We start from the raw sequence: 25,234 nt of genomic DNA on the forward strand, positions 1-25,234 counted from the left end.
CGGCCTCCGAGGAACTCAACGGCTGATGAACTCAACGGTAGGTGAGTTTCGCGTCGAGCGTCAAGGCCCGCTGGTGCGGGACCGGTCAGGAGCGGTCGGCGGGGGAGCGGGCGGCGCTGCGCAGCCAGTCGGTGACGTCGACGGCCGTCCGTGGCACGGAGAACAGGTGGCCCTGGACGACGTCGCACCGCAGGGAGGCCAGCGCCTCGGCGGTGAGCGTGTCCTCCACGCCCTCGGCCACGACCGTCATCCCCAGTTCGTGGCCCAGGTCGATGACCGAGCGGACCACGGCGGCGTCCTCGGTCGAGGAGGTCATCTCGGCCACGTAGCTGCGGTCGACCTTGATCTCGCTGACGGGGAGGTGCTTGAGGTGGCTCATCGCGGAGAAGCCGGTGCCGAAGTCGTCGATCGAGATCGCCACCCCGGCGGCGTGCAGCCGCCCCAGCACCTCCCGGGCCCTCTCCGGCTCGGTCAGCAGCGCGCTCTCGGTCACCTCCAGCCGCAGCATCGCCGCGGGGACGCCGTGTGTGCGCAGCCGGCTCAGCACCCGGTCGGGCAGGTCCGCGCGGATCAGCGAGCGCGCCGACAGGTTCACCGACACGGGGACGGCGATCCCCTCCGCGCACCACTCCCGCAGCTGTGCCAGGACGGCGTCCAGCACCGCGTCGGTGAGCGGCTCGATCAGCGCCGTCCGCTCGACGGCCGGGAGGAACTCCACGGGGCCCAGCAGGCCGCGGACCGGGTGCTGCCAGCGGACCAGCGCCTCCACGCCGGTCACCCGGCCGGAGTCCAGCGACAGCTGCGGCTGGTAGTGCACGACCAGCTGGCTCTCGGCCAGCCCGAGGCGCAGCTCGGAGAGCAGCAGCAGCCGGCTCCGGTCGTGGTCGTCGGCGCTGGGGTCGTAGAGCTGCACCCCGCTCTGCCGCTCCTTGGCCGTGTACATGGCGATGTCGGCCTGGCGCAGCAGCGCCCCGATCTCCAGCGACTCGGCACCGGCCACGGCCACCCCGATGCTGACGTCGACGTCGAGGGCGAGGCCGTCGACCAGGAACGGCGTCCCGAGGGCGGCCTGCAGGCGGGCGGCCGCGGCGCAGGCCTCCGTCGCGGTGACGCCGGGGAGCAGCACGGCGAACTCGTCGCCACCGAGCCGGGCGACCAGGTCGACGTCGCGCACCAGTGGCCGCAGTCGCGGGCCGACCTGGGCGAGCAGCCGGTCGCCGTAGCTGTGCCCGAGGGTGTCGTTGACCTCCTTGAACCGGTCCAGGTCCATCAGCAGCACGGCGAGCCGGGCCGGCCCGGTGAGCAGCTCCGCGCCCCGGGCCAGCAGGGCCGCGCGGTTGGGCAGCCCGGTGAGCGCGTCATGGGTGGCTTGGAAGGCCAGCCGCTGCTGCAGCTCCAGCCGGTCGGTCACGTCCCGGGCGGTGATCAGCAGCCCCCCGATGACCGGGTCGCCGCGACGGTCGGAGGAGCTGACCTCCAGGTGCCGCCAGCTGCCGTCGCGGTGCCGGGCCCGGACCACGAACACCTGGGACAGGGGCTGACCGTCCGGGGCGATCGGTGCACCCGAGTCGGTGAACAGGTCGGCGTCCTCGGCGTGCAGCAGCCCGCCGACGTGCCGGCCCAGCAGCTCCTCGCGGGTCCAGCCGAGCACGTCGGCGACCGAGTCGGAGAGGAAGGAGATCTCCCCGGTCGGCGTCAGCAGGGCCATCACGTCGTTGCTCGCGTGCACGGCCGACCGGAATCGGCGCTCGAGGTCCAGGGCGGCCAGCAGGGCGTTGAACGCGGCCGCCGTGATGCCCAGGTCGTCGCGCGAGCCGACCGGGAGCGCCAGGTCGGCGGCCGGCCGCGACGGGCCCTGCGCCGAGGCGACCGGGTTGCCGACGGTGGCCGCGATGTCGGACAGCCGGCCGGCCAGCACCCGCAACCGGGAGCCGATGACCTGCCGGACGAGCAGCCAGTTGGCGCAGCCCAGCACGAGACCGGCGGCCAGGCAGGCGGCCCGGAACGTGGGGGCGCCGGTGTACCGGGCGGGTACGCCGAGCAGTTCGGCGAAGGACGGGAAGACCGCACCGACGGCCAGGCCCAGCAGCGCCATGCCCACGGCGAGGACGGTGAACGCCGACCAGCGGACGGGGGTGTCCCCGTCGTCGGTCGTCTGCTCCATGCGGACGGATCGGCGCCCTGACCTGCGCACTTCAGTGCGGCAGTGCGTGTCTCCCCCAGGAGGGTGGGTCACCTGGATCTGCCGTGCGCAGCGCTCGACGGCGAGGGCACGGCGCTCCCTTCCGGGGTGGTCCGGTCCGGCAGGGAGAGCCGGTGCTCAGGTCAGGCGGGCGGCCGGTCGGCCAGTGCCCGGCCCAGCGCGTCGCCAGACTGCCATGCGCCGGCGACCTTGGACGGCGCCGACCAGCCGTCACCGCACAGACCCACCCCGTCGGTCAGGGCGAACGGCTCGTCGCGGGGGGCCGTCGGCTTCGCCCAGCTCCACCGGTGGACGTGGGTCCACTCCGGGTCCTCGTCGATCCCGAGCACGGCGCGCACGGCGGCGACCACGGCCGGGACCGCGCCCTCGGGGGCGTCCAGGTGGGCGGCGGCGGCCTCGGGCGTCGTGTGGGCGACGAGCACCGGGGCGCCGTCCCCGCGCCGGTCGCCGTCGTCGGCCAGCCAGTCCAGCACCGGGGAGTCGTGCACGAAGACGCCGTGCAGGTCGGCGGGCCAGCGGCGGTCGGGCCAGCCGAGAGCCACCGCGAGCGTCGGCTGCCAGCCGCCGGTGTCCAGCGCGCCGGCGGTGGACGAGCCGGTGGGCAGCAGTCGGGCCGCCTGCGGGTCGGGCATGGCCAGGACGACGGCGGCCGCCGGGTCGCCGTCGACGGCCGGGCGCCCGCCGGACCCGGGGGTCACGGCCTGCACCGTGCGCTCCAGCTGCACGTCCAGTCCGGTTGCGAGGTCGACGACCAGGCCGCGGAGGCCGCCGGCGGTGCCGTACCGCAGCGGCCCGGACGTCGTCCGCTCGATGCCGGCGGGGCCGGCGACCGCGAAGGTGTCGGTCCACGGCCGGGCCAGACCGCGGTCCACCCACCCGGCGACGACCCGGGCGAACCCGTCGTCCTCGCCCACGGTGAAGTAGGAGGCGCCCAGGTCGACGGTGCGGCCGTGCAGGGTCCGGCCGCCCATCCGGCCGCCGAGCCGGCGGCCCCGGTCCAGGACCTGCACCGGCAGTCCCCGGTCGGCCAGGGCCCGGGCGCAGGCGATGCCGGCGATGCCGCCGCCGACGACGGTCGTGGTCTTCGTGTTGCTCACCCGGTCGATCCTGCTGGCGGCCACCGGATCGTGCGCGTCGGGGGCCGGGGATGATCGTCGGCGTGCCCGTCCCTCCTGTGCTGATCACCGACCCGGCCGACGAGCGGGTCGCCGACTTCCGCGACCTGATCGCCGGCGACCGCAAGCCCGGGACCGAACGCGGCACCGGACCGGTGATCGTGGAGGGGGTGCCGGCGGTCCAGCGGCTGCTCGCCTCGCCCTATCCGGTGCGCAGCGTGTTCGGCATCCCCGGGCGGGTGGCCGACCTGCAACTGCCCGACGACGTGCCGGCCTACGAGGCCGACCGGTGGGTGCTCTCCGAGGTCATCGGGTTCCGGCTGACCCGGGGCGTGCTCGCCTCCGCCGACCGGCTGCCGCCGGCGGACCTGGACGAGCTGCTGGCCGGCCCCGACCCGGCCGCGCCGCGCCGGCTGGCGGTGCTCGAGGGGCTCAACGACCACGAGAACATCGGGTCGATCGCCCGGTCGGCGATGGCCCTCGGGGTCGACGGCCTGCTGCTGGACCCCGCCTGCGCGGACCCGCTGTACCGGCGGTGCGTGCGGGTGTCGATGGGGCACGTGCTGTCCCTGCCGATCGCGGTGCTGGGCACCTGGCCGGCGGACCTGGACCGGCTGCACGACGCCGGCTACCTCACGGTGGCGCTGACCCCGGCGGCCGACGCCGTGGACCTGGGCGACGTCGACCTCGCCGCCCACCCGCGCACCGCCGTCCTGCTCGGCGCCGAGGGCCCCGGGCTCACCGACGCGGCGAAGGCGGCCGCCCGGGTACGCGCCCGGATCCCGATGCGCGCTGGGGTGGATTCCCTCGGGGTGGCCGCCGCCGCGGCGGTCGCCTTCGCCACGCTGCGCTGACCTCGGGCGGCGGGGCGCTCGCGCTGCGGCGTTCCGGTCCCTATCGTTCCGCCATGACGTTCTGGATCGTGACCGGGGCCCTGCTGGTGGCGCTGCTCGCCGCGATGGCCCTGATGGACCGCCGGGCGAAGGCCCGCGGTGCCCGGTTGTCCGGCGACATCGCGGGCGGGCTGCGCGGCGCCTCCGTGCACGGGAACGTCGACGCCTACCGCGGTGCGGACGGCCAGGGGCAGCGCACCGGCGGCATGTGACGCCGACGGTGCGCCCGCTTCGTCAGCCGCGCAGCGAGAGCTTGGCGAGCTCGGCGCGGGCCTGCTCGGCGTGCTGCGGCGCGCACATCACGTCGTAGCGGCTGGCCACCACCTTGCTGGTGCTGGTGAAGTCGCGCTGCCCACGGCTGGTCGAGTAGCCGACCGCCCCGAAGACCGCGCCGAAGACCAGCCCGATCAGCAGACCGGTGAGCACCGAGCCGATCCAGCCGCCGCCGTCGGCGGCGAAGATGCCGAGCAGCAGACCCACGAAGAGCCCGAACCACGCGCCGCTGGCCGCCCCTGCGGCGATCGCCCGGCCCCAGCTGAGCCGGCCGGTGACCCGCTCGACCATCCGCAGGTCGGTGCCGATGATCGTCACGTTCTCGACCGGGAACTTCTCGTCGGAGAGGAAGTCCACCGCCCGCTGGGCCTCCTGGTAGTCGTCGTAGGACCCGACCTGGACGCCGCCGAGCGGCATGGACACCGAAGCTGACATGTCTGTCTCCGTTCCGTGCCGGCCTGCTGGCGGAGGCCGGACGTTCCGGCCACCCCTCGCATCCCGCAGGACGACGACCGGCGTACTACCCGGAACGACCTCCGCGGACCCCCTGTTCCTGCGCCCCCTCCCGGCTCCCGCCGCGAGCTTGCTCGTGGTGGGTCAGGCCCCGTCCAGAGGCTCGCCCCGAGCGTGCGAGGGGTGAGGAGGACGGGGTCCTTCCCCCTTATTCAGACGAGGCTGTCGGCCCAGGCGCGGTGCAGGTCGGCGAACCGGCCGGCCCCGCCGACCAACTCGGCGGGGGAGCCGTCCTCGACGACCCGGCCGGCCTCCATCACCAGCACCCGGTCGGCGATCTCCACCGTGGACAGCCGGTGGGCGATGATCAGCGCCGTCCGGTCGGCCAGCAGCGTCTCCAGTGCCCGCTGCACCAGCACCTCGCTGGGCACGTCGAGGGAGCTGGTGGCCTCGTCGAGCACCAGCACCGCGGGGTCGGCGAGGAACGCCCGGGCGAAGCTGACCAGCTGGCGTTGACCGGCGGACAGCCGCCCGCCCCGCTTGGCGACCTCGGTGTCGTAGCCCTCCGGCAGCGCCCGGATGAAGGCGTCGGCCCCGATCGCCCGGGCCGCCGCCTCGATCTCGGCCCGGCTGGCGTCCGGCTTGCCGAAGGAGATGTTGTCGGCGATCGACCCGGAGAACAGGAAGCTCTCCTGGGTCACCATCACCACCGCCCGGCGCAGGTCGACGTCGGCGAGCCGGTCCAGCGGGACGCCGTCCAGCCGCACCTGCCCGGCTCCCGGGTCGTAGAACCGGGCGGCCAGCCGGGCCAGGGTCGACTTGCCCGCGCCGGTCGCCCCCACGAGCGCGACGGTCTGCCCGGCCGGGATCGTCAGGTCCAGCTGCGGGAGCACGGTCGCGCCGCCGTAGCCGAAGCGGACGCCGTCGAAGACGACCTCCCCGGCGGTCGGCGAGCGCAGCGGCAGCGGATCGGCGGGCTCCGGCACGCTGGAGCGTTCCTCGAGGACGCCGGACAGCTTCTCCAGCGCCGCACTCGCCGACTGGTAGCTGTTGTAGAACATCGCGATGTCCTGCAGCGGGTCGAAGAAGCGGCGCAGGTAGACCAGGAACGACACCAGCAGGCCGACCTCCAGGTCGCCGTCCATCACCCGCAGCGCGCCGTAGCCGAGCACTGCGACGGTGACCAGGTTGCCGATCAACGTCACCGTCGGCACGAAGACCGCGATCAGCCAGAAGGCGCGGTGGTGGGCCGCCCGGTTGGCCTCGTTGAGCTCGGCGTGCAGGCCGTCATTGCGCGGCTCCCGGCGGAAGGCCTGGACCGCCCGGATGCCGCCGAAGGTCTCGGTGAACTGCACGATCAGTGCCGCGATGGTCTGCCGGGTGCGCCGGTACGCGACCGTCGAGCTGCGCTGGAACCAGCGGCCGATCAGGTACAGCGCGGGGAGGCCGAGCAGCGCCACCAGGCCCAGGGGCAGGTCGAGCACCAGCATCAGGACGCCGATGCCCACCACGCTGAACAGGGCGGTGAGCAGCCCGTCGAGGCCCTCGTCGAGCAGCTCGGCGAGCGCCTCGACGTCGCTGGTGAGCCGGCTGATCGTCTTGCCCGACGTGTACCGCTCGTGGAAGGACAGCGGCAGCCCCTGGACGTGGGTGAACACCCGCCGCCGCAGGGTGAGCAGGACCGCCTGGCCGACCTGCCCGGAGCCGATCAGGAACCGGTAGCGCAGTGCGGCGTCCAGCACGGCCGCGGCGACCATGGCCGCCGTCGTCCAGACCAGCGGCCAGGGGTCACCGTCCAGCAGCGCCGGGACGGCGACGTCGATGCCGATCCCGATCAGCAGCGGGCCGGCCAGCCAGGCCAGGTTCTGCACGACGAGCACGGCCAGCAGCTGCCACACCACCCGCCGGTGCGGACGCAGCAGCTCGCCGAGCAGCCGCCGGGAGCGGCCACGGAGGAACGAGCTGGCCGAGGTGTCGAGGTCGTCGGCGTCCTCGCCGGCCACGCCTCGCCAGTCGGCGTGCGCGTCCGCCGGTGCGCCGGTGGTGGTGGTCACGGCTGCGCCGGTGCCCGGGGTGGTCATGGGCAGCCCACCCCGCTCAGGTCGGTGCGGCTCCGGTCGGCGTCGACCGCCCCCGCCAGCTCCGACTCCGAGGAGAGCAGCGCCCGGTAGGCGGGCACCTGCGCGAGCAGGTCGGTGTGCCGCCCGACGGCGGTGATCCGGCCCTCCTCCAGCAGGGCCACCCGGTCGGCGAGCAGCACCGTGGAGGCCCGGTGGGCGACCACCAGCGCCGTCGTCTCGGCGAGCACCTCCCGCAGCGCGCGCTCGACGAGGGCCTCGGTGTGCACGTCGAGGGCGGACAGTGGGTCGTCGAGCACCAGCACCGACGGCCGGCCGAGCACCGCCCGGGCCAGCGCCAGCCGCTGCCGTTGCCCGCCGGACAGCGACAGCCCCTGCTCGCCGATCCGGGTGTCCAGGCCCCAGGGGAGGTCGTGCACGAAGTCGGCCTGGGCCACCCGCAGCGCCTCGGCGACGTCCGCGTCCCCGGCGTCCGGCCGGCCCAGCGTGACGTTCTCCCGGACGCTCATCGAGAACAGCGTCGCCTCCTCGAACGCCGTGGCGACCACGGTGCGCAGCTGGGCCAGCGGGAGGTCGCGGACGTCGTGCCCGTCGAGGGTGACCCGCCCGCCGGTGACGTCGTAGAGCCGGGCGACCAGCGCGGTCATCGTCGTCTTGCCCGACCCGGTGGCGCCGACCAGCGCGATCGTCTCGCCGGGCTCGACCTCGAGGTCGACGTCGGTGAGCACCGGGTCGCCGGCGCCGGGGAAGCGGAACCCGACGTGCTCGAAGCGCAACCGGGCGGGCGTGCCCACCGCGGCGGGCCGGGCGCCGGGGGAGTCGGTGACGGTCAGCGGGGCGTCGAGCAGCTCGCCGATCCGGTCGCAGGCGCTGGCCGTCTCCTGGGCCTGGGCGAGCAGGAAGCCCAGGGAGAGGATCGGCCACAGCAGCACGGTGAACAGCGCGACGAAGCCGATCAGCCCGCCGACGGTCAGGGCGCCGCTGCTGACCGCCAGCGACCCGCCCACCAGGATCACCGCAAGGGTGATCTGCGGCTGGAACTCGAACAGGCACCAGATCAGCGCCAGCGTGCGGACCTTGCCCAGTTCCAGGTCGCGCAGCCGCAGGGCCTTGCGGTCGTAGCGGCCGAAGACCATCCCGCTGCGGCCGAGGGACTTGACCACCCGGATGCCCTGGACCGCCTCCTCCACGTCGGTGGCCAGCTCGCCCTGCTCGTCCTGCACCAGCCGCGACTCGGCGTTGTACCGCTTCTCCAGCCGCAGCCCGAAGAAGACCAGCGGCAGGGTCGTGGCCAGCACCGCGACGCCCAGCGGCCAATAGGTGACCACCAGCAGCACGCCGACGACGACGCAGGTGAGCAGGTTGACGATCAGGAAGACGGCGCCGAAGCCGACGAAGCGCCGGATGGTGGAGACGTCGGAGGTGGCCCGGGACAGCAGCTGACCGGAGGACCAGTGGTCGTGGAAGGCGACCGGCAACCGTTGCAGCCGCTGGTACAGGGTGTCGCGGAGGTCGCGCTCGATCTGCAGGCTGCTGATGTTCATCGCCCAGCGGCGCAGGAAGAAGAGGGCTGCCTCGGCGACGCCGAAGAGCAGCGCCAGGGCGAGCAGCGGGATCAGGGCGGAACGGTCGCCACGGGCGATCGGCCCCTCGACGATGGCCGGCGTGAGCAGCGGGACGGCCAGCTGGGCGAGGGTGGCGAGCAGTGCGCCGGTGAAGGTGAGCGCGATGAGCCCGCGGTAGGGACGGGCGAAGGGCAGCAGCCGGGTGAGCGCCGACAGTCGGCCCCGGGTGTCGTCAGCGGGGGCGGCGGTCTCGGTCATGGCCGGGTCAGGCTATGCCGGGGGACCGACCGGGACGAGCCAATTGCGCCGACGGCCCTCCTGCAGGGGCCCACCGCGAGCTCGCGAGCGGAGGGGGGCAGGGAGGTCCTTCGTCAGCGGTTCCGGCGCACCCCGAAGACGATGTCCTCCCAGGCGGGGATGCGGGCGCGCGGGTCCTCGTCCTCGTTGTCGAGCAGCGAGCCCAGCACCGCGGTGTCCTGGCTGTCGGGGTCGACGGCGTCGTAGGCGCTCCGGCGGGGGAGCCCGTCGTCCGGGCCGTCGCCGGCGGGGAGCACCTCGGCGGGGAGCGCGGCGACCTGGTCGCCGTCGGCCGGGACGGCGTCCCGCGCCTCGTCGTCCTGGGCCTGGTCGGCCGGCCGCTGGTCGTCCGCGTCGCCGTGGTCGTCGTCGGCCGGCTCGGCGTCGGGCTGCGCCTCGTCCTCGCTGTGCTCGTCACCGCGGACCACCGAGATGCCCCGGCGGGAGACCGGTGCGGCGGGCAGACCGGCCGGGACGTCCGGGACGACCCGGACCAGCCGGGTGCCCTCGGCGAAGTCCATCGTCGTGGCGTCGACCGGGGTCACCGTCCGGGCCGGGATGTCGTAGCTCCAGCGGGTGCTGCCGGACTTGTGCCCGGCCTGCCAGTCCGCGCGCACCTGCCAGGTGCCGTCCTCGGCGCGGTGCGCGTCCCAGCCGACGGTCTCCAGGTCGGCGCCGAGCAGCCGCAGCCGCTCGGACATGAACTGCTCCAGGGGCACGCTGGGCGTCCCCTCGGACAGCCGTACCCGCGCGCCGCGGGCCTGCTCGGCGACCCGGCCGCGCTCCTGCAGCACCGGGTGGGCGAAGCGCATGATCCGCTCGACCCGGGTGCCGGAGGCGTGCGCCACCTGCTCGGGGGTCTCGCCGGCCCGGATCCGGGCCTGGATGACCCGCGGGGGCAGGTCGTGGGCCACCTCGGCCGGGGGCTGGGCCGGGGCGCCGGCCCGCAGCAGCTGCCGCAGCCGGTCGTCCACGGGCAGCTCGAAGCGCTCGCCGTCGGTCGAGTCGGGCCCGTCCGCGGCGAGCACCAGGTGCGTGCCGTCCTCGGAGAGCGCCACGAGGCGCAGTGAGCGCATGGGAGCGACCTCCAGGACGGTTCGGCGCGGTTCGCAGACCGACGCAACGCTAACGGCGGACCCTCGGGCCCGCGCCGCCGACACGCCCGGTACGGCGCGTCGGCTCGACAACGGCCCCCGAGACCTCCTCGCGCTCACCGGGAGGCCCGGTCGCCGCAGCCCGCCGCGACGACCAGAATGGACACCTCGGCAGCCCCGGACCCGCTCGGCCACGTGTCGAGGGGACGGCGGGACAGCGAGCCGGCGCAGCGCGGCGCCGCACCACAGGAACAGGGGAGGGGCGCACGTGTGCGGCATCTCGGGTGAGGTCCGGTTCGACGGCGGCGTCGCCGACATGGCGGCGGTCAGCGCCATGTGCGACCAGCTGCAGCGACGGGGGCCCGACGGCTCGGGCGGCTGGCAGGCCGGGCCGGTGGCGCTCGGGCACCGGCGGCTGAAGATCATCGACCTGACCGACGCGGGCGCGCAGCCGATGGTGGACGCGGAGCTCGGGCTGACGATGGTCTTCAACGGGATCATCTACAACTACAAGGAGCTGCGCGCCGAGCTGCAGGGCGCCGGGTACCGCTTCTTCTCCACCTCCGACACCGAGGTGGTGCTCAAGGCCTACCACCGCTGGGGCGCGGCCTGCGTCGAGCGGTTCCTGGGCATGTTCGCCTTCGCCGTCGTCGAGCGGGACTCCGGCCGGGTGGTGCTGGCCCGCGACCGCTTCGGCATCAAGCCCCTCTACCTCAGCCGTGGCCCGGGCCGGGTGCGCTTCGCCTCCTCGCTGCCCGCGCTGGTGCGCGCCGGCGGCGTGGACACCAGCATCGACCCGGTCGCGCTGCACCACTACATGTCCTTCCACGCCGTCGTCCCGGCGCCGCGCACGATCCTGGCCGGGGTGGGCAAGCTGCCGCCGGCCACGGTGCGCACCTACGAGCCCGACGGCCGGGAGTCCGACTGGGAGTACTGGCGCCCGGTGCACGAGCGGCGCTCCGAGTTCGCCGGCCTGTCCGCCGTCGAGTGGCAGGAGCGGGTGCTGGAGTCGCTGCGCGTGGCGGTGCGCCGGCGGATGGTCGCCGACGTCCCGGTGGGCGTGCTGCTGTCCGGGGGCATCGACTCCAGCCTCGTCGTCGGGCTGCTGGCCGAGGAGGGGCAGAAGGGCCTGGCCACGTTCTCGATCGGCTTCGAGGCCGTCGGCGAGCGCTCCGGCGACGAGTTCGTCTACTCCGACGTCGTCGCGGAGACCTTCGCGACCGACCACCACCGGCTGATGGTGCCCAGCGCCGACGTGCACGCCGGCCTCGACGGCGCGGTGGCCGCGATGAGCGAGCCGCAGGTCAGCCACGACGCGGTCGCCTTCTACCTGCTCTCCCAGCAGGTCAGCCAGCACGTCAAGGTGGTGCAGAGCGGCCAGGGCGCCGACGAGGTGATGGCCGGCTACGACTGGTACCCGCCGCTGGACGGCGTCCCGGCCGAGCAGGCCGTCGACGCCTACGCGCGGCACTTCGTCGACCGGTCGCACGCCGAGCTGGCCACCCAGCTCGCCGACCGCTGGATGGTGACCGACGACGTCAGCCGGGCGCTGATCGCCGAGCACTTCGCCCGGCCCGGCGCGGAGACGACGCTGGACAAGGCGCTGCGGCTGGACTCGACGATCATGCTGGTCGACGACCCGGTCAAGCGCGTGGACAACATGACGATGGCCTGGGGCCTGGAGGCCCGGGTGCCGTTCCTGGACCACGAGTTCGTGGAGCTGGCCGCCGCCGTCCCGCCGGAGCTCAAGCTCGCCCACGGCGGCAAGGGCGTGCTCAAGGACGCCGCCCGAAAGGTCATCCCCGCCGACGTGATCGACCGGCCGAAGGGCTACTTCCCGGTGCCGGCGATCACCGACCTGCACGGCGACTACCTGGAGACGGTGCGCGCCGCGCTGCACGCACCGGAGGCCCGGGAACGCGGCCTGTTCCGCACCGACTACGTGGAACGGCTGCTCGCCGACCCGAACAGCCACCGCACCACCCTGGGCGCCAACCAGCTGTGGCAGGTCGGGCTGCTCGAGCTGTGGCTGCAGCGGCACGGCATCCGCTGACCTGACGTGGCCGCGCTCACGGCGCGGCGAGGAACAGCACCACGCCGTCCGTCTGCTCCACTCGGGGCCGACGGACGGCGTGCTGCGGTGTGGCACCCGTCGCGCCGTCCGACCGATCCCCGACCGAGGAGGTGTGCCGTGACCGACGTCCTGCGCAAGACCGGGCTGTCCACCGAGGTGCGCCTCGCCGTCGCCGAGATCGCCGGCGCCCCGGGGGCCTGGTGCCCGAGCCTGGCGCCGACGGGGGACCGGGTGGCCTACGTGAGCGACCGCTCCGGCGTCCCCCGGCTGGAGGTCGCCGCGCTGGACCAGCAGACCCCACCGGCGGTGCTCTCCGGTGCCGAGGAGGAGGTCGTCTCGGTCGCGTGGTCGCCGGACGGCGGGTGGCTGGCCTACCTGGTGAGCCCCGGCGGCTCGATCTGCGCGCAGCTGTGGGCGGTCCGGCCCGACGGCACCGAGCGGCACCTGGTGGCCGGGGAGGACCCGCGGGCCACCGTCTTCGCCGGCGGGTGGACCGCAGGTGGCCACTACGTCTGCTCGATCGCCCCCGGGGACGGCCCGGGCGCCGACGTCGTCCTGGTCGACGTGGTCAGTGGCGCCCACCGCACCCTGGCCACCGGCGGCTTCCTCGCCGTCACCGCCGTCTCCGCCGACGAGCGGACGGTGCTGGCCCGGCGGGGTCCGCGCGGGCACCGGCACATCGTGCTGGTCGACGTCGCCACCGGCGCCCAGCAGCGGGTCATCCCGCTCGACGCCCCGGGGGGCGGTGCCTCCGAGGACGGCCGGTTCGCCCCGGACGGCTCGGCGGTCTTCCTCCGCGCTGCGCTCCCGGCCCGGCCCGGGCTGCCGCGCAGCGACCGCACCGCGCTGGTCCGGGTCCCACTGGACGCCGGTCGGCAGCCGGGCCCGGCCCAGGTGCTCATCGCCCGGCCCGACGCCGACCTGGACTCCTACGCCGTGCGCGCCGACGGCACGGTGCTGTGCGTCTGGAACGCCGACGGGGTCACCGAGCTGGAGCTGCGGGACCTGGCCGCGGGCGGTCTGCTGCGCACCGTGCCGCTGCCGCAGCCGGTCATGCCCGGCTGGTCGCTGGCGGCCGACGGCGGCACGCTGCTGGCCGAGCTGACCGGCCCCACGTCCCCCCGCTCGCTGTGGTCGGTCCCGCTGGACGTCGATGGGGAGCCGCTGCCGCTGCCCAGCACGCCCCGCCACCCAGACCCGCGCCTGCTGGTCACGCCGGTCCGGCTGCGCTACCCGGCCGCCGACGGCACCGAGCTGGACGGCTGGCTGTACACGCCGCCGGGGGTGGCCGGCCCCAACCGCACGGTGGTGAGCTTCCACGGCGGCCCGGAGGGGCAGGAACGCCCGGACTACCACCCGGTGGCGCAGGCGCTGGTCGCGGTCGGGCTGACCGTCTTCGCGCCGAACGTGCGCGGTTCGGGCGGGCAGGGCCGGGCGTTCATGGCCGCCGACGACCTCGCTGCCCGGGAGGCGTCGTTCACCGACGTCGTCGCCACGGTCGAGCACCTGGTGGCCGAGGGGATCGCGCTGCCGGGTCGGGTCGGGTCGCACGGCTGGTCCTACGGCGGCTACCTGACGCTGGTGGCGCTCACCCGCTGGCCGGACCTGTTCGCCGCCGGTGCCACGCTGGCCGGGATGAGCGACCTGCGCACCTTCTTCGCGGGCACCGAGCCGTGGATGGCGGCGGCCTCGGTCACCGAGTACGGCGACCCGGTGACCGACCGGGACATGCTGGCCGCGATCTCCCCGATGACCGTGCTGGACCGGCTCCGGTCCCCGGTGCTGCTCACCCACGGCGACCGGGACACCAACGTGCCGGTGCTGGAGTCGATCCAGGCCCACCAGGAGCTGACCGCGCTCGGTGCGCCGGCCGAGCTGCTCCTCCTGCGGGGCGAGGGTCACACGATCGTGGGACGGGAGAACGTGCTGCACCTGTCGGAGCGGGTCGCAGAGTGGTTCGATCGCTGGCTGTGACCCCGCGATGACCGACGCCTCCGGCGTCTTCGCGCGCTACCCGGGCTCGGCGGACGACGAGGCGACGGGTGTGCGGCGGTCGGCCTACCGCCCGGTGCTGCAGGCGCTGGACGACCTCGGTGCCGACGGGATCGGCGCGGTCGTGGACGCGATCGACCGGGAACGCCGGTCGCGCGGGGTGGTGGCCGGCAGCTACGTCGACGGCCGGTTGCACGAGCGGCCGCTCCCGCTCTGCCCGGTGCCCCGCGTCGTCCCGGCCGCCGACTGGGCGCACGTCGCGCGCGGCGCCGAACAGCGGCACCGGGCGCTGAACGCCTTCCTCGCCGACGTCTACCGCCCGGCCGGACGGCGGCGCACCGACCCCGACCGGCACCCGGAGGTGGTCCGCGCCGGCATCGTGCCGGCGTGGGTCGTCGCCGCCAGCCCGGGGCTCCGCGCGTCGGCCGCCGGCCTGGCCGTGCCCGGTCAGCAGCGGGCCACCGTCGCGGGTCTGGACCTGCGGCACGGTCCGGGGGGCTGGGTGGCGGTCTCGGACGACCTGCGGACGCCGACGGGCATCGGCTACGCCCTCAGTGACCGGTCCAGCAGCCGGGCGGCGCTGCCGGAGCTGCACGCCGCGGCCGAGGCCGCCGGGCTCGCCGACCCGGGCGAGGCGGTGCCCCTGCTGCGGGCGGCGCTGGCCGAGGCCGCACCGTCGGCGTGCACCGGGACGCCGCAGCTGGCCCTGCTGTCGGAGGGGCCGCGCAGCACCAGCTGGTTCGAGCACCGGCAGCTGGCCGCGGCGATGGACGTCCCGATCGCCACGCCGGACACCCTCTGGCCGACCCGCGGCGGGGGAGTGGCGGTGCAGGTGGACGGGCAGCGGCTGCGGGTCGACGTCCTCCACCTCCGGCTGGACGAGGCCGGGCTGGCCGCGCACCTGACGCCGAGCGGGGCGGCACTGGACGTGCTGCTCGGTGCCGCGGTGCGGGCCGGGGAGCTGGCGCTGGCCAACGTGCCGGGCAACGGCGTGGCCGACGGCGAGGCCACCTACCGGTACGTGCCGGAGCTGATCCGGTTCTACCTCGGTGAGGAGCCGGTGCTGGACACCGTGCGCACCTGGCTGCTCGCCGACGCCGCCGAGCTCGCCGAGGTGCGCGACCGGCTGCACGAGCTGGTCGTGACGCCGGTCGACGGGTACGGCGGTCGCGGGGTGGTGGTCGGTCCGCGTTGCTCGGCGGCCGAGCTGGCCGAGCTGCACGCCGAGGTGGCGGCCACCCCGCACCGCTTCATCGCCCAGGAACCGCTCGAGGTCTCCACGGTGCCCACCGTCGTCGACGGCTCGCTGGCGCCCCGCGTCGCCGGGCTGCGGGTGTCCACCGTCGCCGGCGCCACCACCCGGGCACTGCCCGCACCGTGGACCCGGGTGGAGCTGGCCGAGGGCTCTGGCGTGCTGGACGGCAGCAAGGACACCTGGCTGCTGCCCTGACGGACCCGCCCCTGGCCCCCGCGGGCTCGGGGCGGGTCCGTTACAGCTGGCCGACGACGTGGTCGATGCAGGCGGTCAGTGCGCTCACGTCGTCGGGGTCGACCGCCGGGAACATGCCGACCCGCAGCTGGTTGCGGCCCAGCTTGCGGTACGGCTCGACATCGACGACGCCGTGCGCGCGCAGCGTCTTCGCGACCAGCGCGGCGTCGACCGACTCGTCGAAGTCGACCGTGCCCACGACGAGCGAGCGGTGCTCGGGGTCGGCGACGAACGGCGAGGTGTAGGAGGTCTTCTCCGCCCACCCGTAGAGCCGGCTCGCCGACTCCTCGCTCCGCGCCACCGCACCGGACAGCCCACCCAGGCCCAGCATCCAGTCGATCTGGTCGGCCAACAGGAAGAGCGTGGCGACGGCCGGGGTGTTGTAGGTCTGGTCCTTGCCGGAGTTGTCGACGGCGATCGACAGGTCCAGGAAGCCGGGGACCCAGCGGTCGGAGGCCTTGATCTCGGCCACCCGCTCCAGCGCCGCGGCCGACATCAGCGCGATCCACAGGCCGCCGTCGCTGGCGAAGGACTTCTGCGGGGCGAAGTAGTAGACGTCGGTATGCGCGACGTCGACCGGCAGCCCGCCGGCACCGGACGTCGCGTCGATGAGCACCAGGGCGTCGGCGTCGATGCCCGACGGGCGGGTGACCGGCGCCATGACCCCCGTCGAGGTCTCGTTGTGCGCCCAGCAGTAGGCGTCGACCCCGGCCTCGGCCGTCGGCAGCGCCAGCGAGCCGGGCGCGGCCTTGGCGATCACCGGGGCGTCGAGGAACGGTGCCTCGGCGACCCCGGAGGCGAACTTCGCGGAGAACTCGCCGTAGCTGCCGTGCGCGCTGCGCCGGCGGATGAGGCCGATGGTCGCGGCGTCCCAGAACGCCGTCGTCCCGCCGTTGCCGAGCACCACCTCGTAGCCGTCGGGCAGGTCGAAGAGCTGGGACAGGCCCTCCCGGACCCGCTTGACCAGGCCCTTCACCGGCGCCTGCCGGTGCGAGGTGCCCATCAGCCCGGCCCCGTCGGTCGCCAGGGCGCGCAGCGCCTCCGGGCGGACCTTGGAGGGGCCGCACCCGAAGCGGCCGTCCCGGGGGAGCAGGTCGGTGGGGATGGTGATGCTCATGTGCGGTCTGCCTCTCGGATGGTGCTTCGTCAGGCGGGGGCGGGGGCGGGGGCGGGCTCGCCTATCGACTTGGTCTGGATGGTGTCCCAGCCCTCGACGTCCTCGGGCTTGCGCGGGTCGGGCCCGACGTAGCGCGCCGACGGGCGCACCAGCCGCCCGGTGTTCTTCTGCTCCAGGATGTGCGCGCACCAGCCGGCGGTGCGGGCGCAGCTGAACATCGAGGTGAACATGTGGCTGGGCACCTCGGCGAAGTCCAGCACGATCGCGGCCCAGAACTCGACGTTGGTCTCGATCGGGCGGTCCGGACGGCGCTCGCGCAGCTCGGCGAGGGCGGCCTTCTCCAGGGCCAGGGCGGCCTCGAAGCGGGGCGCGCCCAGCTCCTCGGCGGCCCGGCGCAGCACCCGGGCACGGGGGTCCTCGGCGCGGTAGACGCGGTGCCCGAAGCCCATCAGTCGGTCGCCCTTGTCGAGCAGGTCCTTCACGTACTTCACCGCGTCGCCGGAGGCCTCGACGCCGTCCAGCATGTGCAGCACCCGGGAGGGGGCGCCGCCGTGCAGCGGGCCGGACATCGCCCCGATCGCGCCGGACAGCGAGGCGGCGACGTCGGCGCCGGTGGAGGCGATGACCCGGGCGGTGAAGGTCGAGGCGTTCATGCCGTGCTCGGCGGCCGAGGTCCAGTAGGCGTCGACGGCGGCGACGTGCCGCGGGTCGGGCTCGCCGCGCCAGCGGACCATGAACCGCTCGACGATGCTGGAGGCCTCGTCGATCCGCTTCTGCGGCACGGCCGGGATGCCGATGCCCCGCGCCGACTGGGCCACGTAGGACAGCGCCATGACCGCGGCTCGGGCCAGCTCGTCGCGGGCCTCCTCGGCGGAGATGTCCAGCAGCGGGCGGTAGCCCCAGATCGGGGTCAGCATCGCCAGCGCGGCCTGCACGTCGACCCGGACGTCACCGGTGTGCACCGGGATGGGGAACGGCTCGGCCGGGGGCAGGCCGGGGCCGAACTTCCCGTCGACCAGCAGCGCCCAGACGTTGCCGAAGGTGACCTTGCCGACCAGGTCCTCGATGTCGACGCCGCGGTAACGCAGCGCCCCACCGTCCTTGTCCGGCTCCGCGATGGTGGTCTCGAAGGCGATGACGCCCTCCAGGCCCGGTACGAAGTCGTCGGCCATCTCGCATGCTCCTCTGCGCGCGGGTGGGGACGGACGCTGGTCAGCGCACGACGAGCCTCAACTTAGGGGCTGGGCGACCCCGGGGTGCACCCCGGCTCCCGGCCAGCGGGCGGTGCGCACTGCAACGGTGGCAGCATGAGCCGGTGGCCGACCTGATCCGCATGCGCAGGGACTACGACGACAGCGGCTTCGGGGAGGAGGGCCTCGCGGCCACCTGGGTGGAGCAGTTCGACCGCTGGTTCGCCGACGCCGTCGCCGCCGAGCTGCCCGAGCCCAACGCCATGGTGGTGGCCACCGCGGACGCCGACGGCGCACCCGATGCCCGCGTCGTGCTGATGAAGGGCTACGACGTCGACGGGTTCGTCTTCGGCACCAACTACGCCTCGGCCAAGGCCGCCCAGCTGGCCGTCAACCCCCGGGCGGCGCTGGTCTTCCCCTGGCACGCCCAGCAGCGGCAGGTCCGGGTCTCCGGTGCCGTCGAGCGGATCGGGCCGACCGCGTCGGACCTGCTCTGGGACCCGCGGCCCCGCGGCTCGCAGCTTGCCGCGGCCGCCTCGATCCAGTCGACGGTGGTCGAGTCCCGGGAGCTGCTGCGCACCCGGGTGGCCGAGCTGGACGCCCAGACCCCGCCCGGGCAGCTGCCGCGCCCGGAGAACTGGGGCGGCTACCGGGTGCTGCCCGAGCGGGTGGAGTTCTGGCAGGGCGGCCATGACCGCCTGCACGACCGGCTGCTGTTCGTGCGCGATGACGAGGAAGGCGGCGGCTGGGTCGTGCAGCGCCTGGCCCCGTGAAGGACCCGAACCACCCCGACCACCAAAATGGCCATTTTGGTGGCGTGGAGCCGGTCGATCCGGTCGAGGGGGGTCTGCCGGTCGAGCAGCCGCAGCCGGTGACCCGCCGGCGCGGCTGGGCGCTGGACACCACGCCGCTGCGCAACCGCGCCTTCCGCCGGGTCTTCGGCGGTGTCGCGGTGACGATGCTCGGCCAGCAGATGACGCTGGTCGCCGTCCCGTACCAGGTCTACGAGCTGACCGGCTCCTCCCTGATGGTCGGGCTCACCTCGGTCGTCGCGCTGGTGCCGCTGGTCGTCTTCGGCCTGCTCGGCGGCGCGATCGCCGATGCCATGGACCGCCGCCTGCTGATGCTGATCAGCTCGACGGGTGCGGCGGTCACCAGCGCGCTGCTGGCCGTCCAGGCGCTGCTGCCCGGGGACGGGCACATCAGCGTGCTCTGGGTGCTGGCCGCCGCCGTCTCCGGGTTCGCCGCGGTCAACCAGCCCGCCCGCAGCGCGGTGATCCCGGCGCTGGTGGGGCGGGAGCAGGTCGCGGCGGCCAACGCGCTGGCGATGACGGTGCGCCAGGCGGGCGTGGTCGTCGGGCCGCTGCTGGCCGGACTGCTCATCGGCCTGGGCGACCTCTCGATCGTCTACACGATCGACGCCCTCGGCTTCGTCGCCGCTGTCCTGCTGCTGCGTGGGCTGCCCCCGCTGCCACCGGAGGGTGCCTCCGGGCGGGTGCGGCTCGGCTCGGCGGTGCGCGGGGTGGGGGAGGGCTTCGCCTTCCTGCGCACCCAGCCGCTGCTGCTGATGACCTTCGTCGTCGACCTCATCGCGATGCTCTTCGCCTGGCCGCAGGCGGTCTTCCCCGAGCTGTCCCAGACGGTCTACCGGGGTGATGCCAACAGCCTGGGCTGGTTGTTCGCCGGGGTGTCGATCGGCTCGCTGCTGATGGGCCTGACCTCGGGGTGGGTGAGCCGGGTCGACCGGCAGGGCGCCGTCGTGCTGGCCGCCATCGCGGTGTGGGGCGTGGCGATCATCGGCTTCGGGCTGGCCTCGACGCTGTGGCTGGCGGTGCTCTGCCTCGCCGTCGCGGGCGCCGGCGACATGGTCAGCGCGGTGCTCCGTTCGGCGATGCTGCAGACGGCGGCGCCGGACGAGATGCGCGGCCGGATGCAGGGCGTGTTCATCGTGGTCGTCGCCGGCGGGCCACGGCTGGGCGACCTGCGCGCCGGCCTGATGGCCAGCAGCGTCGGCGTCACCGCGGCGATGGTCTCCGGTGGCGTGGTGATCGTGGTGGCGATGGCCGTGGTCGCCGTCGCGGTGCCGTCGTTCTGGCTGTTCCGGGCGTCCCGGGCCGACGAGGTGGCTCGCGACGCCCGCCGCCAGCTGGCCGAGGAGCACGCCGCACCGCCCGAGGGGTGAGCCGCCCGCGCCCGGGTACGTGGGCGGTCATGGCACTCCCGCGGGTCCTCGTCCTCGTCCTCGCCGGTGGCAAGGGCAGCCGCCTCGAACTGCTGACGGAGACCCGGGCCAAGCCCGCCGTCCCGTTCGCCGGGGTCTACCGGCTCATCGACTTCCCGCTGTCCAACTGCGAGCACTCCCAGCTCCCCGACGTCTGGGTGTCCGAGCAGTACCAGCCGCAGTCGGTGAACGAGCACCTGGCCAACGGCCGCCCGTGGGACCTGGACCGCACCACCGGCGGGCTGATGATGCTGCCGCCGTTCCAGGGCAGTGAGCGGGGCGGCTTCACCATGGGCACCGCCGACGGGCTCTGGCGGCAGTCCCAGCTCATCCGGGACTTCGGCGCCGACGCGCTCGTGGTGGTCAGCTCCGACGCGGTCTACAAGCTCGACTACCGCGACGTCGTCGAGGCCCACCTGGGCTCTGGGGCCGAGGTCACCATGGTCACCACCGAGGTCGAGCCGGACGACGCCAGCCGCTACGGCATCGTCCAGGCCGGGGACGACGGCAAGGTCACCGACTACGCCTACAAGCCCGACGAGCCCGCGACGACGACGGCCACCAACGAGGTCTTCGTCTTCTCCCCGGACGAGACCCTGGACCGGCTCGAGGCGATCAGCGACCAGGTCGGCGAGGACGGCCTGGAGGACCTGGGCACCCACCTGCTGCCGGCGCAGACGAAGGACGGGCTGGCCCGGGCGTACCCGCTGAACGGCTACTGGCGGGACGTGGGCACCGTCGAGTCCTACTGGGAGGCGCACCGCGAGTTCCGCTGCGAGGAGCCACCGATCGACCTGGACGAGCCGAGCTGGCCGATCCACACCCGCGGCGGCCGGCACAGCGCGGCCCGCCTGCTGAGCGGGGCGGTGGTCGAGGACAGCCTGGTGTCCGGGGGCACCCGGGTGGCCGGGGAGGTGCGCGGCTCGGTGCTGTCGCCGGGGGTGATCGTCGAGCCGGGGGCGACCGTCATCGACTCGGTGCTGCTGCCCGGCTCCCGGGTGCGCGCCGGGGCCACCGTCACCCGCACCGTCCTGGACGACGGGGTGACGGTGGGGGAGCGGGCCACCGTCGGTGGGGACGGCGCGATCACCCTGGTCGGCCGCCGGGCGACGGTCGAGGCCGGGACCGAGCTCTCCGCCGGGGCCCGCCACCCCGAACCCGAGGACGACTGACCCGCGGGGCCAAACGCGCGATCTTGGCCCCTCCCGGGTGTCAGGCGAGGGCGTGGGCGACGACCCGGAGGTCGGCCACGAGGGCGTCGTAGGCGGCGGCCCGGGCCTCGTCCGGCGTCCGGAGCACGGCGGAGGGGTGTGCCGTGGCGAGCACCCACGTCTGGTGCGGGGCGTCCTCGTCCTGGTCGGCGTCGGGCAGCGACGCCTCCGCGGCGCGGGCGCCCGGCGGCGTCCACGGCAGCAGCTGCCCCCGCTCGCGGGTGATCCGGAACGACGGCGAGATCAGCGCCTTGGCCGCCACCGCGCCCAGGCAGACCACCACTTCCGGCTGGAGGACGGCGAACTCCGCCTCCAGCCACGGGCGGCAGGCCTGCAGGTGCTCCGCCCCAGGGGACTGGTGGATCCGCCGCTTCGGCGTGGGCGTGAACCGGAAGTGCTTCACCGCGTTCGTCACGTAGGCGTCGCGCCGGTCGATGGCCGCGTCGGTCAGCGCCCGGTCCAGCAGCTTCCCGGCGGGGCCGACGAACGGCTCGCCGGCGCGGTCCTCCTGGTCGCCGGGCTGCTCACCGACGAAGACGATCCGGGCGGTCTCCGGGCCCTCGCCGAAGACGGTCTGGGTGGCCGGCTCGCCGAGCTCGCACGCCCGGCAGCCGGCCGCCGCCTCCCGCAGCCCGGCCAGGCCCACGCCGCTGGGCACCTGCGCTGGCTGGTTCTCCGTCATGCCCCGATCCCACCGGACCGAGGGCGCCGGCGCAGCACGAACGGAGGATGCACCGCGCTGTTCACTTGACGGGTTGGAAAGTGATGCGACAGGCTCCACTCGTTGCGGATGGCAAGGGCTGCACGCACACGACGGACACCGGAGGAGCAGTGCTCGAGTTCGACGGCCTGTACAAGGCCTACGACAGCAACCAGGTGCTCGAGGGGGTGAGCTTCACCGTGGCCCCGGGCCAGATGTTCGGCTTCTGCGGATCGAACGGGGCGGGGAAGACCACCACCATGCGGATCGCCATGGGCCTCGCGCGCGCCGATGCCGGGGAGGTGCGCTGGACGGGGCGGCCGGTCGACGAGGTCGTCCGCCGCCGGATCGGCTACATGCCCGAGGAACGCGGCCTCTACCCGAAGATGAAGGTCGGCGAGCAGCTGGCCTACTTCGCCCGGCTGCACGGCCTGGACGCCCGGGCCGCCGGCCGCGCCGCCGAGCACTGGGCCGAGCGGCTCGGGCTGGGGGAGCGGCGCAACGACCGGGTGGAGAAGCTGTCGCTGGGCAACCAGCAGCGCGTGCAGCTGGCCGCCGCCCTGGTCAGCGAGCCCGACGTGCTGATCCTCGACGAGCCCTTCTCCGGGCTGGACCCGGTGGGCGTCGACTCGCTGGCCGAGGCGCTGCTCGAGCAGTGCCGGCGCGGCGTGCCCGTCGTCTTCTCCAGCCACCAGCTGGACCTGGTGGAGCGGCTCTGCGACGCGGTCGGCATCCTCGCCCGCGGCAAGATCGTCGCCAGCGGCACGGTCGACGAGCTGCGCTCCGCGGCCACCGGCCGGCAGCTGCGCGTCGTCGCCCCGGACGCGCCGAACGGCTGGGCCGCCGCCGTCCCCGGCGTGCGAGTGGTCTCCGAGCAGCGCGGCGACACCGTGCTGGAGCTGGCCCCGGGCGCCGACGACCAGCAGGTGCTGGCCGCCGCCCTGGCCACGGGCCGGGTCGCCCACTTCGCCTGGCGCGAACCGACCCTGGTCGAGCTCTTCCGGCACGCCGTCACCGACACCCGGGAGGTGGCGGCATGACCGCGCCTGCATCCACCGACATCAAGCCGCACAGCCCGGCCCAGCTCGTCCGGCTCGTGGCCGGCCGGGAGATCTCCACCCGGATCCGGGACAAGGGCTTCCTGGTCAGCTCCGCGGTGCTGATCGTCCTGATCATCGGCCTGATGCTGTTCCAGGTGCTCCTCGGCGGCGGGGAGTCGACCAGCCGGATCGGCCTGGTCGGCGGCGACCGGACCGTCGAGCAGGTCCTGCAGCAGCAGGGCGAGGCGCTGGGCACCGAGGTGACGGTGGTCGAGCTGGCCGACGAGGCCGCCGCCCGCACCGCCGTCGCGGAGGAGGACGTCGACGCCGCCCTGCTCGACCCGACGGGCAGCCGGCCCGAGCTCCTGGTGCAGTCCGCGGGCGGGATTACCGAGGACCTCGTGCAGAGCGCACTGGCCGCCCTCTCGGTGGCCGACCAGCTCACCGAGGCCGGGGTGCAGCTCGAGCCCGCCCCCGCGGTCGACGTCGTCGCCCTGGAGTCGGACGAGGAGGACCGCACGCAGGCCACGATCGTCGCGCTGCTCGGGGTGGGCCTGCTGTACTTCCTCTTCATCCTGTTCGGGCAGTTCGTCGCCCAGGGCGTGGTCGAGGAGAAGTCCAGCCGGGTGGTCGAGCTGCTGCTGGCCACGATGCGCCCGTGGCAGCTGCTGGCCGGGAAGATCATCGGCCTGGGTGCCCTCGGGCTGCTGCAGACCGCGGTGATCGCCGTGGTCGGGGTGGCCGGGGCGCTGGCCTTCGACGTCATCGACCTGCCGGGGCAGCTGATCGGCACCGTGCTGAACGTGCTCGCCTGGTTCGTGATCGGCTACGCGTTCTACGCGGCGGTGTTCGCGGTGGCCGCCTCGCTGGTCAGCCGGCAGGAGGACCTGGGCAGCGTGCTGACGCCGACGACCATCCTGCTCGTGGTCGGGTTCATCGTGGCCGTGCAGGCGGCTCAGGACCCGGGCAGCACGCTGGCCACGGTCACCTCCTACGTGCCGGGGCTGTCGCCGATGGTGATGCCGGTGCGGCAGGCCGCCGGCGAGGCCGCGTGGTGGGAGGTCGGGCTCGCCGTCCTGCTGATGGTCCTGGCGATCGCCGTCATCGTCCGGATCGGTGGGCGGATCTACTCCGGGGCGCTGCTGCGCACCGGCGGCCGGCTCAAGCTGCGCGAGGCCCTGGCCGCCGAGAAGGCCTGACGCCGCTCCCCAGCGGTGATCAGGTCACCTGATCACCGCTGGGGCAGTGCCCGGGGACGACGGCGGTCAGCGCTGGCGGAGTGCGCCGAGGGGGCCGCGGTAGGGGTTCGCCGGCGGGCCACTGACCCCGGGGCGCACGGTGAACAGCCGGCCGGCGTCCGGCTGGGCGGCCCGGGCGGCGTCGTCCATGCCGTGCACCGACGTGCTGATCACCAGCAGGTCGCCGACGAACGCGCAGCTGGTGGTGTTCTGGGCGGCGACTTCGACGACCGCGAGCAGCTCGCCGTCGGGGGACCACCGTCGTACCTGGGCGCCGCCCCACAGCGCCGTCCAGAGGCAGCCCTCGTCATCGACGGTGAGGCCGTCGGCGACGCCGTCGGGGTCGTCGCTGAAGTCCAGCAGCACCCGGCGCTCGCCGAAGGTGCCGGTGTCCAGGTCGTACTCGGACGCCCACACCGTCTTCGCGCCGGAGTCGGAGAGGTACACGGTGCGGTCGTCGGGTGACCAGCCCAGCCCGTTGGAGATGGTGAGGCCGTCGAGCACGGTGCTGACCGTGCCGTCGAGGTCGAGCCGGTAGAGGCTGCCGGCGCCGGGTCGCTCGTCGAAGGCCATCGTCCCGGCGAAGAACCGGCCGGCCCGGTCGCAGGCGCCGTCGTTCATCCGGGTGCCGCCCGCGGACTCCGAGCCGCCCTCCCCGGTGAGCTCGATCAGCACCTGCGCGTCACCCTCGGCGGTCAGCCGGGTGATGCCGCCCCCGGCGCCCAGCAGCCAGCCGCCGGCGGCCGCCGGGGCGACGAACCCCACCGTGTCACCGCCGCGGTGCGAGGCCACCGGGACGACGTCGTCCCCGGCGATCGTGCCGCGCCGGACCAGCCCCGCGGTGATGTCCACCCAGAGCAGTTCCTGCGTGGCGGCGTCGAAGACGGGGCCCTCTCCGTGCTCGGCCGGGACGGGGCTGGTCGGTGTCGCCTGCAGTCGGATCACCCGCCCATCCTCCCCGGGACACCCGGCCGTCACACCGGTTGCGGAT

The 25,234-nt window shown here is 74.6% G+C and carries 20 protein-coding genes; 10 read left to right on the top strand and 10 right to left on the bottom strand.

Annotation, left to right across the window (positions count from 1 at the left end; all coding sequences use genetic code 11):
* Positions 1-85 precede the first annotated feature (85 nt).
* Both O2W53_RS02780 and O2W53_RS02785 read right to left on the bottom strand, forming a co-directional pair.
* Positions 86-2,164: a putative bifunctional diguanylate cyclase/phosphodiesterase gene (locus O2W53_RS02780; RefSeq protein WP_269161510.1), complete on the bottom strand. Its 2,079-nt coding sequence runs from the start codon at positions 2,162-2,164 to the stop codon at positions 86-88.
* Positions 2,165-2,325: 161 nt separating this feature from the next.
* Positions 2,326-3,300, bottom strand: a complete 975-nt coding sequence (locus O2W53_RS02785) for an NAD(P)/FAD-dependent oxidoreductase (protein WP_269161511.1) — start codon at positions 3,298-3,300, stop codon at positions 2,326-2,328.
* Positions 3,301-3,362: 62 nt separating this feature from the next.
* Here O2W53_RS02785 and O2W53_RS02790 point away from each other — a divergent pair, with 62 nt between their 5' ends.
* Both O2W53_RS02790 and O2W53_RS02795 read left to right on the top strand, forming a co-directional pair.
* Positions 3,363-4,172, top strand: coding sequence for a TrmH family RNA methyltransferase (locus O2W53_RS02790; RefSeq protein ID WP_269161512.1), 810 nt, complete (start codon positions 3,363-3,365; stop codon positions 4,170-4,172).
* A 53-nt stretch (positions 4,173-4,225) separates the two neighbouring features.
* Entirely contained in the window at positions 4,226-4,423 is a 198-nt protein-coding gene (locus O2W53_RS02795; protein WP_269161513.1) for a hypothetical protein, read from the top strand.
* Between the two features lie 22 nt (positions 4,424-4,445).
* Here O2W53_RS02795 and O2W53_RS02800 read toward each other — a convergent pair whose 3' ends face one another.
* The 4 genes from O2W53_RS02800 to sepH all read right to left on the bottom strand — a co-directional run bounded on the left by O2W53_RS02800 (position 4,446) and on the right by sepH (position 9,953).
* Complete coding sequence (locus O2W53_RS02800) at positions 4,446-4,919, bottom strand: general stress protein (protein WP_269161514.1); 474 nt, start codon at positions 4,917-4,919, stop codon at positions 4,446-4,448.
* A gap of 230 nt (positions 4,920-5,149) precedes the next feature.
* The gene (locus O2W53_RS02805) at positions 5,150-7,018 is read right to left on the bottom strand and encodes an ABC transporter ATP-binding protein (protein WP_269161515.1); all 1,869 of its coding nucleotides are present in this window, start codon (positions 7,016-7,018) and stop codon (positions 5,150-5,152) included.
* Complete coding sequence (locus tag O2W53_RS02810; RefSeq protein WP_269161516.1) at positions 7,015-8,838, bottom strand: ABC transporter ATP-binding protein; 1,824 nt, start codon at positions 8,836-8,838, stop codon at positions 7,015-7,017. The genes O2W53_RS02805 and O2W53_RS02810 overlap by 4 nt, the downstream gene beginning before the upstream one ends.
* 113 nt (positions 8,839-8,951) lie before the next feature.
* A complete protein-coding gene (gene sepH / locus O2W53_RS02815) occupies positions 8,952-9,953 on the bottom strand; it encodes a septation protein SepH (protein WP_269161517.1) in 1,002 nt (333 codons plus the stop codon).
* 286 nt (positions 9,954-10,239) lie between these two features.
* Here sepH and O2W53_RS02820 point away from each other — a divergent pair, with 286 nt between their 5' ends.
* The 3 genes from O2W53_RS02820 (at position 10,240) to O2W53_RS02830 (ending at position 15,487) form a co-directional block, all read left to right on the top strand.
* Positions 10,240-12,024: an N-acetylglutaminylglutamine amidotransferase gene (locus O2W53_RS02820; RefSeq protein ID WP_269161518.1), complete on the top strand. Its 1,785-nt coding sequence runs from the start codon at positions 10,240-10,242 to the stop codon at positions 12,022-12,024.
* A 138-nt stretch (positions 12,025-12,162) separates the two neighbouring features.
* Complete coding sequence (locus tag O2W53_RS02825) at positions 12,163-14,019, top strand: S9 family peptidase (protein ID WP_269161519.1); 1,857 nt, start codon at positions 12,163-12,165, stop codon at positions 14,017-14,019.
* A 7-nt stretch (positions 14,020-14,026) separates the two neighbouring features.
* Positions 14,027-15,487 (top strand): circularly permuted type 2 ATP-grasp protein, encoded by a 1,461-nt coding sequence (locus O2W53_RS02830; RefSeq protein WP_269161520.1) that lies wholly within the window; start codon positions 14,027-14,029, stop codon positions 15,485-15,487.
* A 40-nt stretch (positions 15,488-15,527) separates the two neighbouring features.
* Here O2W53_RS02830 and serC read toward each other — a convergent pair whose 3' ends face one another.
* Both serC and O2W53_RS02840 read right to left on the bottom strand, forming a co-directional pair.
* Positions 15,528-16,643, bottom strand: a complete 1,116-nt coding sequence (gene serC / locus O2W53_RS02835) for a phosphoserine transaminase (RefSeq protein ID WP_269161521.1) — start codon at positions 16,641-16,643, stop codon at positions 15,528-15,530.
* 29 nt (positions 16,644-16,672) lie between these two features.
* Positions 16,673-17,815, bottom strand: a complete 1,143-nt coding sequence (locus tag O2W53_RS02840; RefSeq protein WP_269161522.1) for a citrate synthase 2 — start codon at positions 17,813-17,815, stop codon at positions 16,673-16,675.
* A gap of 143 nt (positions 17,816-17,958) precedes the next feature.
* Here O2W53_RS02840 and pdxH point away from each other — a divergent pair, with 143 nt between their 5' ends.
* The 3 genes from pdxH to O2W53_RS02855 are packed head-to-tail and all read left to right on the top strand — an operon-like array spanning position 17,959 to position 21,226.
* Positions 17,959-18,606 (top strand): pyridoxamine 5'-phosphate oxidase, encoded by a 648-nt coding sequence (pdxH, locus tag O2W53_RS02845; protein WP_269161523.1) that lies wholly within the window; start codon positions 17,959-17,961, stop codon positions 18,604-18,606.
* Positions 18,603-20,015 (top strand): MFS transporter, encoded by a 1,413-nt coding sequence (locus tag O2W53_RS02850; RefSeq protein ID WP_269161524.1) that lies wholly within the window; start codon positions 18,603-18,605, stop codon positions 20,013-20,015. The genes pdxH and O2W53_RS02850 overlap by 4 nt, the downstream gene beginning before the upstream one ends.
* A 29-nt stretch (positions 20,016-20,044) precedes the next feature.
* Positions 20,045-21,226: a glucose-1-phosphate adenylyltransferase family protein gene (locus O2W53_RS02855; RefSeq protein ID WP_269161525.1), complete on the top strand. Its 1,182-nt coding sequence runs from the start codon at positions 20,045-20,047 to the stop codon at positions 21,224-21,226.
* Between the two features lie 40 nt (positions 21,227-21,266).
* Here the strand turns inward: O2W53_RS02855 and O2W53_RS02860 are convergent, their stop codons facing one another.
* Positions 21,267-22,046: a UdgX family uracil-DNA binding protein gene (locus tag O2W53_RS02860; RefSeq protein ID WP_269161526.1), complete on the bottom strand. Its 780-nt coding sequence runs from the start codon at positions 22,044-22,046 to the stop codon at positions 21,267-21,269.
* Positions 22,047-22,096: 50 nt separating this feature from the next.
* Between O2W53_RS02860 and O2W53_RS02865 the strand changes: the two genes are divergently transcribed.
* Both O2W53_RS02865 and O2W53_RS02870 read left to right on the top strand, forming a co-directional pair.
* Positions 22,097-23,005, top strand: coding sequence for an ABC transporter ATP-binding protein (locus O2W53_RS02865; protein ID WP_269161527.1), 909 nt, complete (start codon positions 22,097-22,099; stop codon positions 23,003-23,005).
* On the top strand, positions 23,002-24,204 hold the full coding sequence (locus tag O2W53_RS02870) for an ABC transporter permease (RefSeq protein ID WP_269161528.1): 1,203 nt from the start codon (positions 23,002-23,004) through the stop codon (positions 24,202-24,204). Before O2W53_RS02865 ends, O2W53_RS02870 begins: the two co-directional genes overlap by 4 nt.
* 66 nt (positions 24,205-24,270) lie before the next feature.
* Here O2W53_RS02870 and O2W53_RS02875 read toward each other — a convergent pair whose 3' ends face one another.
* Complete coding sequence (locus O2W53_RS02875) at positions 24,271-25,188, bottom strand: SMP-30/gluconolactonase/LRE family protein (protein WP_269161529.1); 918 nt, start codon at positions 25,186-25,188, stop codon at positions 24,271-24,273.
* Positions 25,189-25,234 lie beyond the last annotated feature (46 nt).

Origin of the sequence: Modestobacter sp. VKM Ac-2978 (genome assembly GCF_026968025.1) — a bacterium.
Lineage (GTDB): Bacteria > Actinomycetota > Actinomycetes > Mycobacteriales > Geodermatophilaceae > Modestobacter.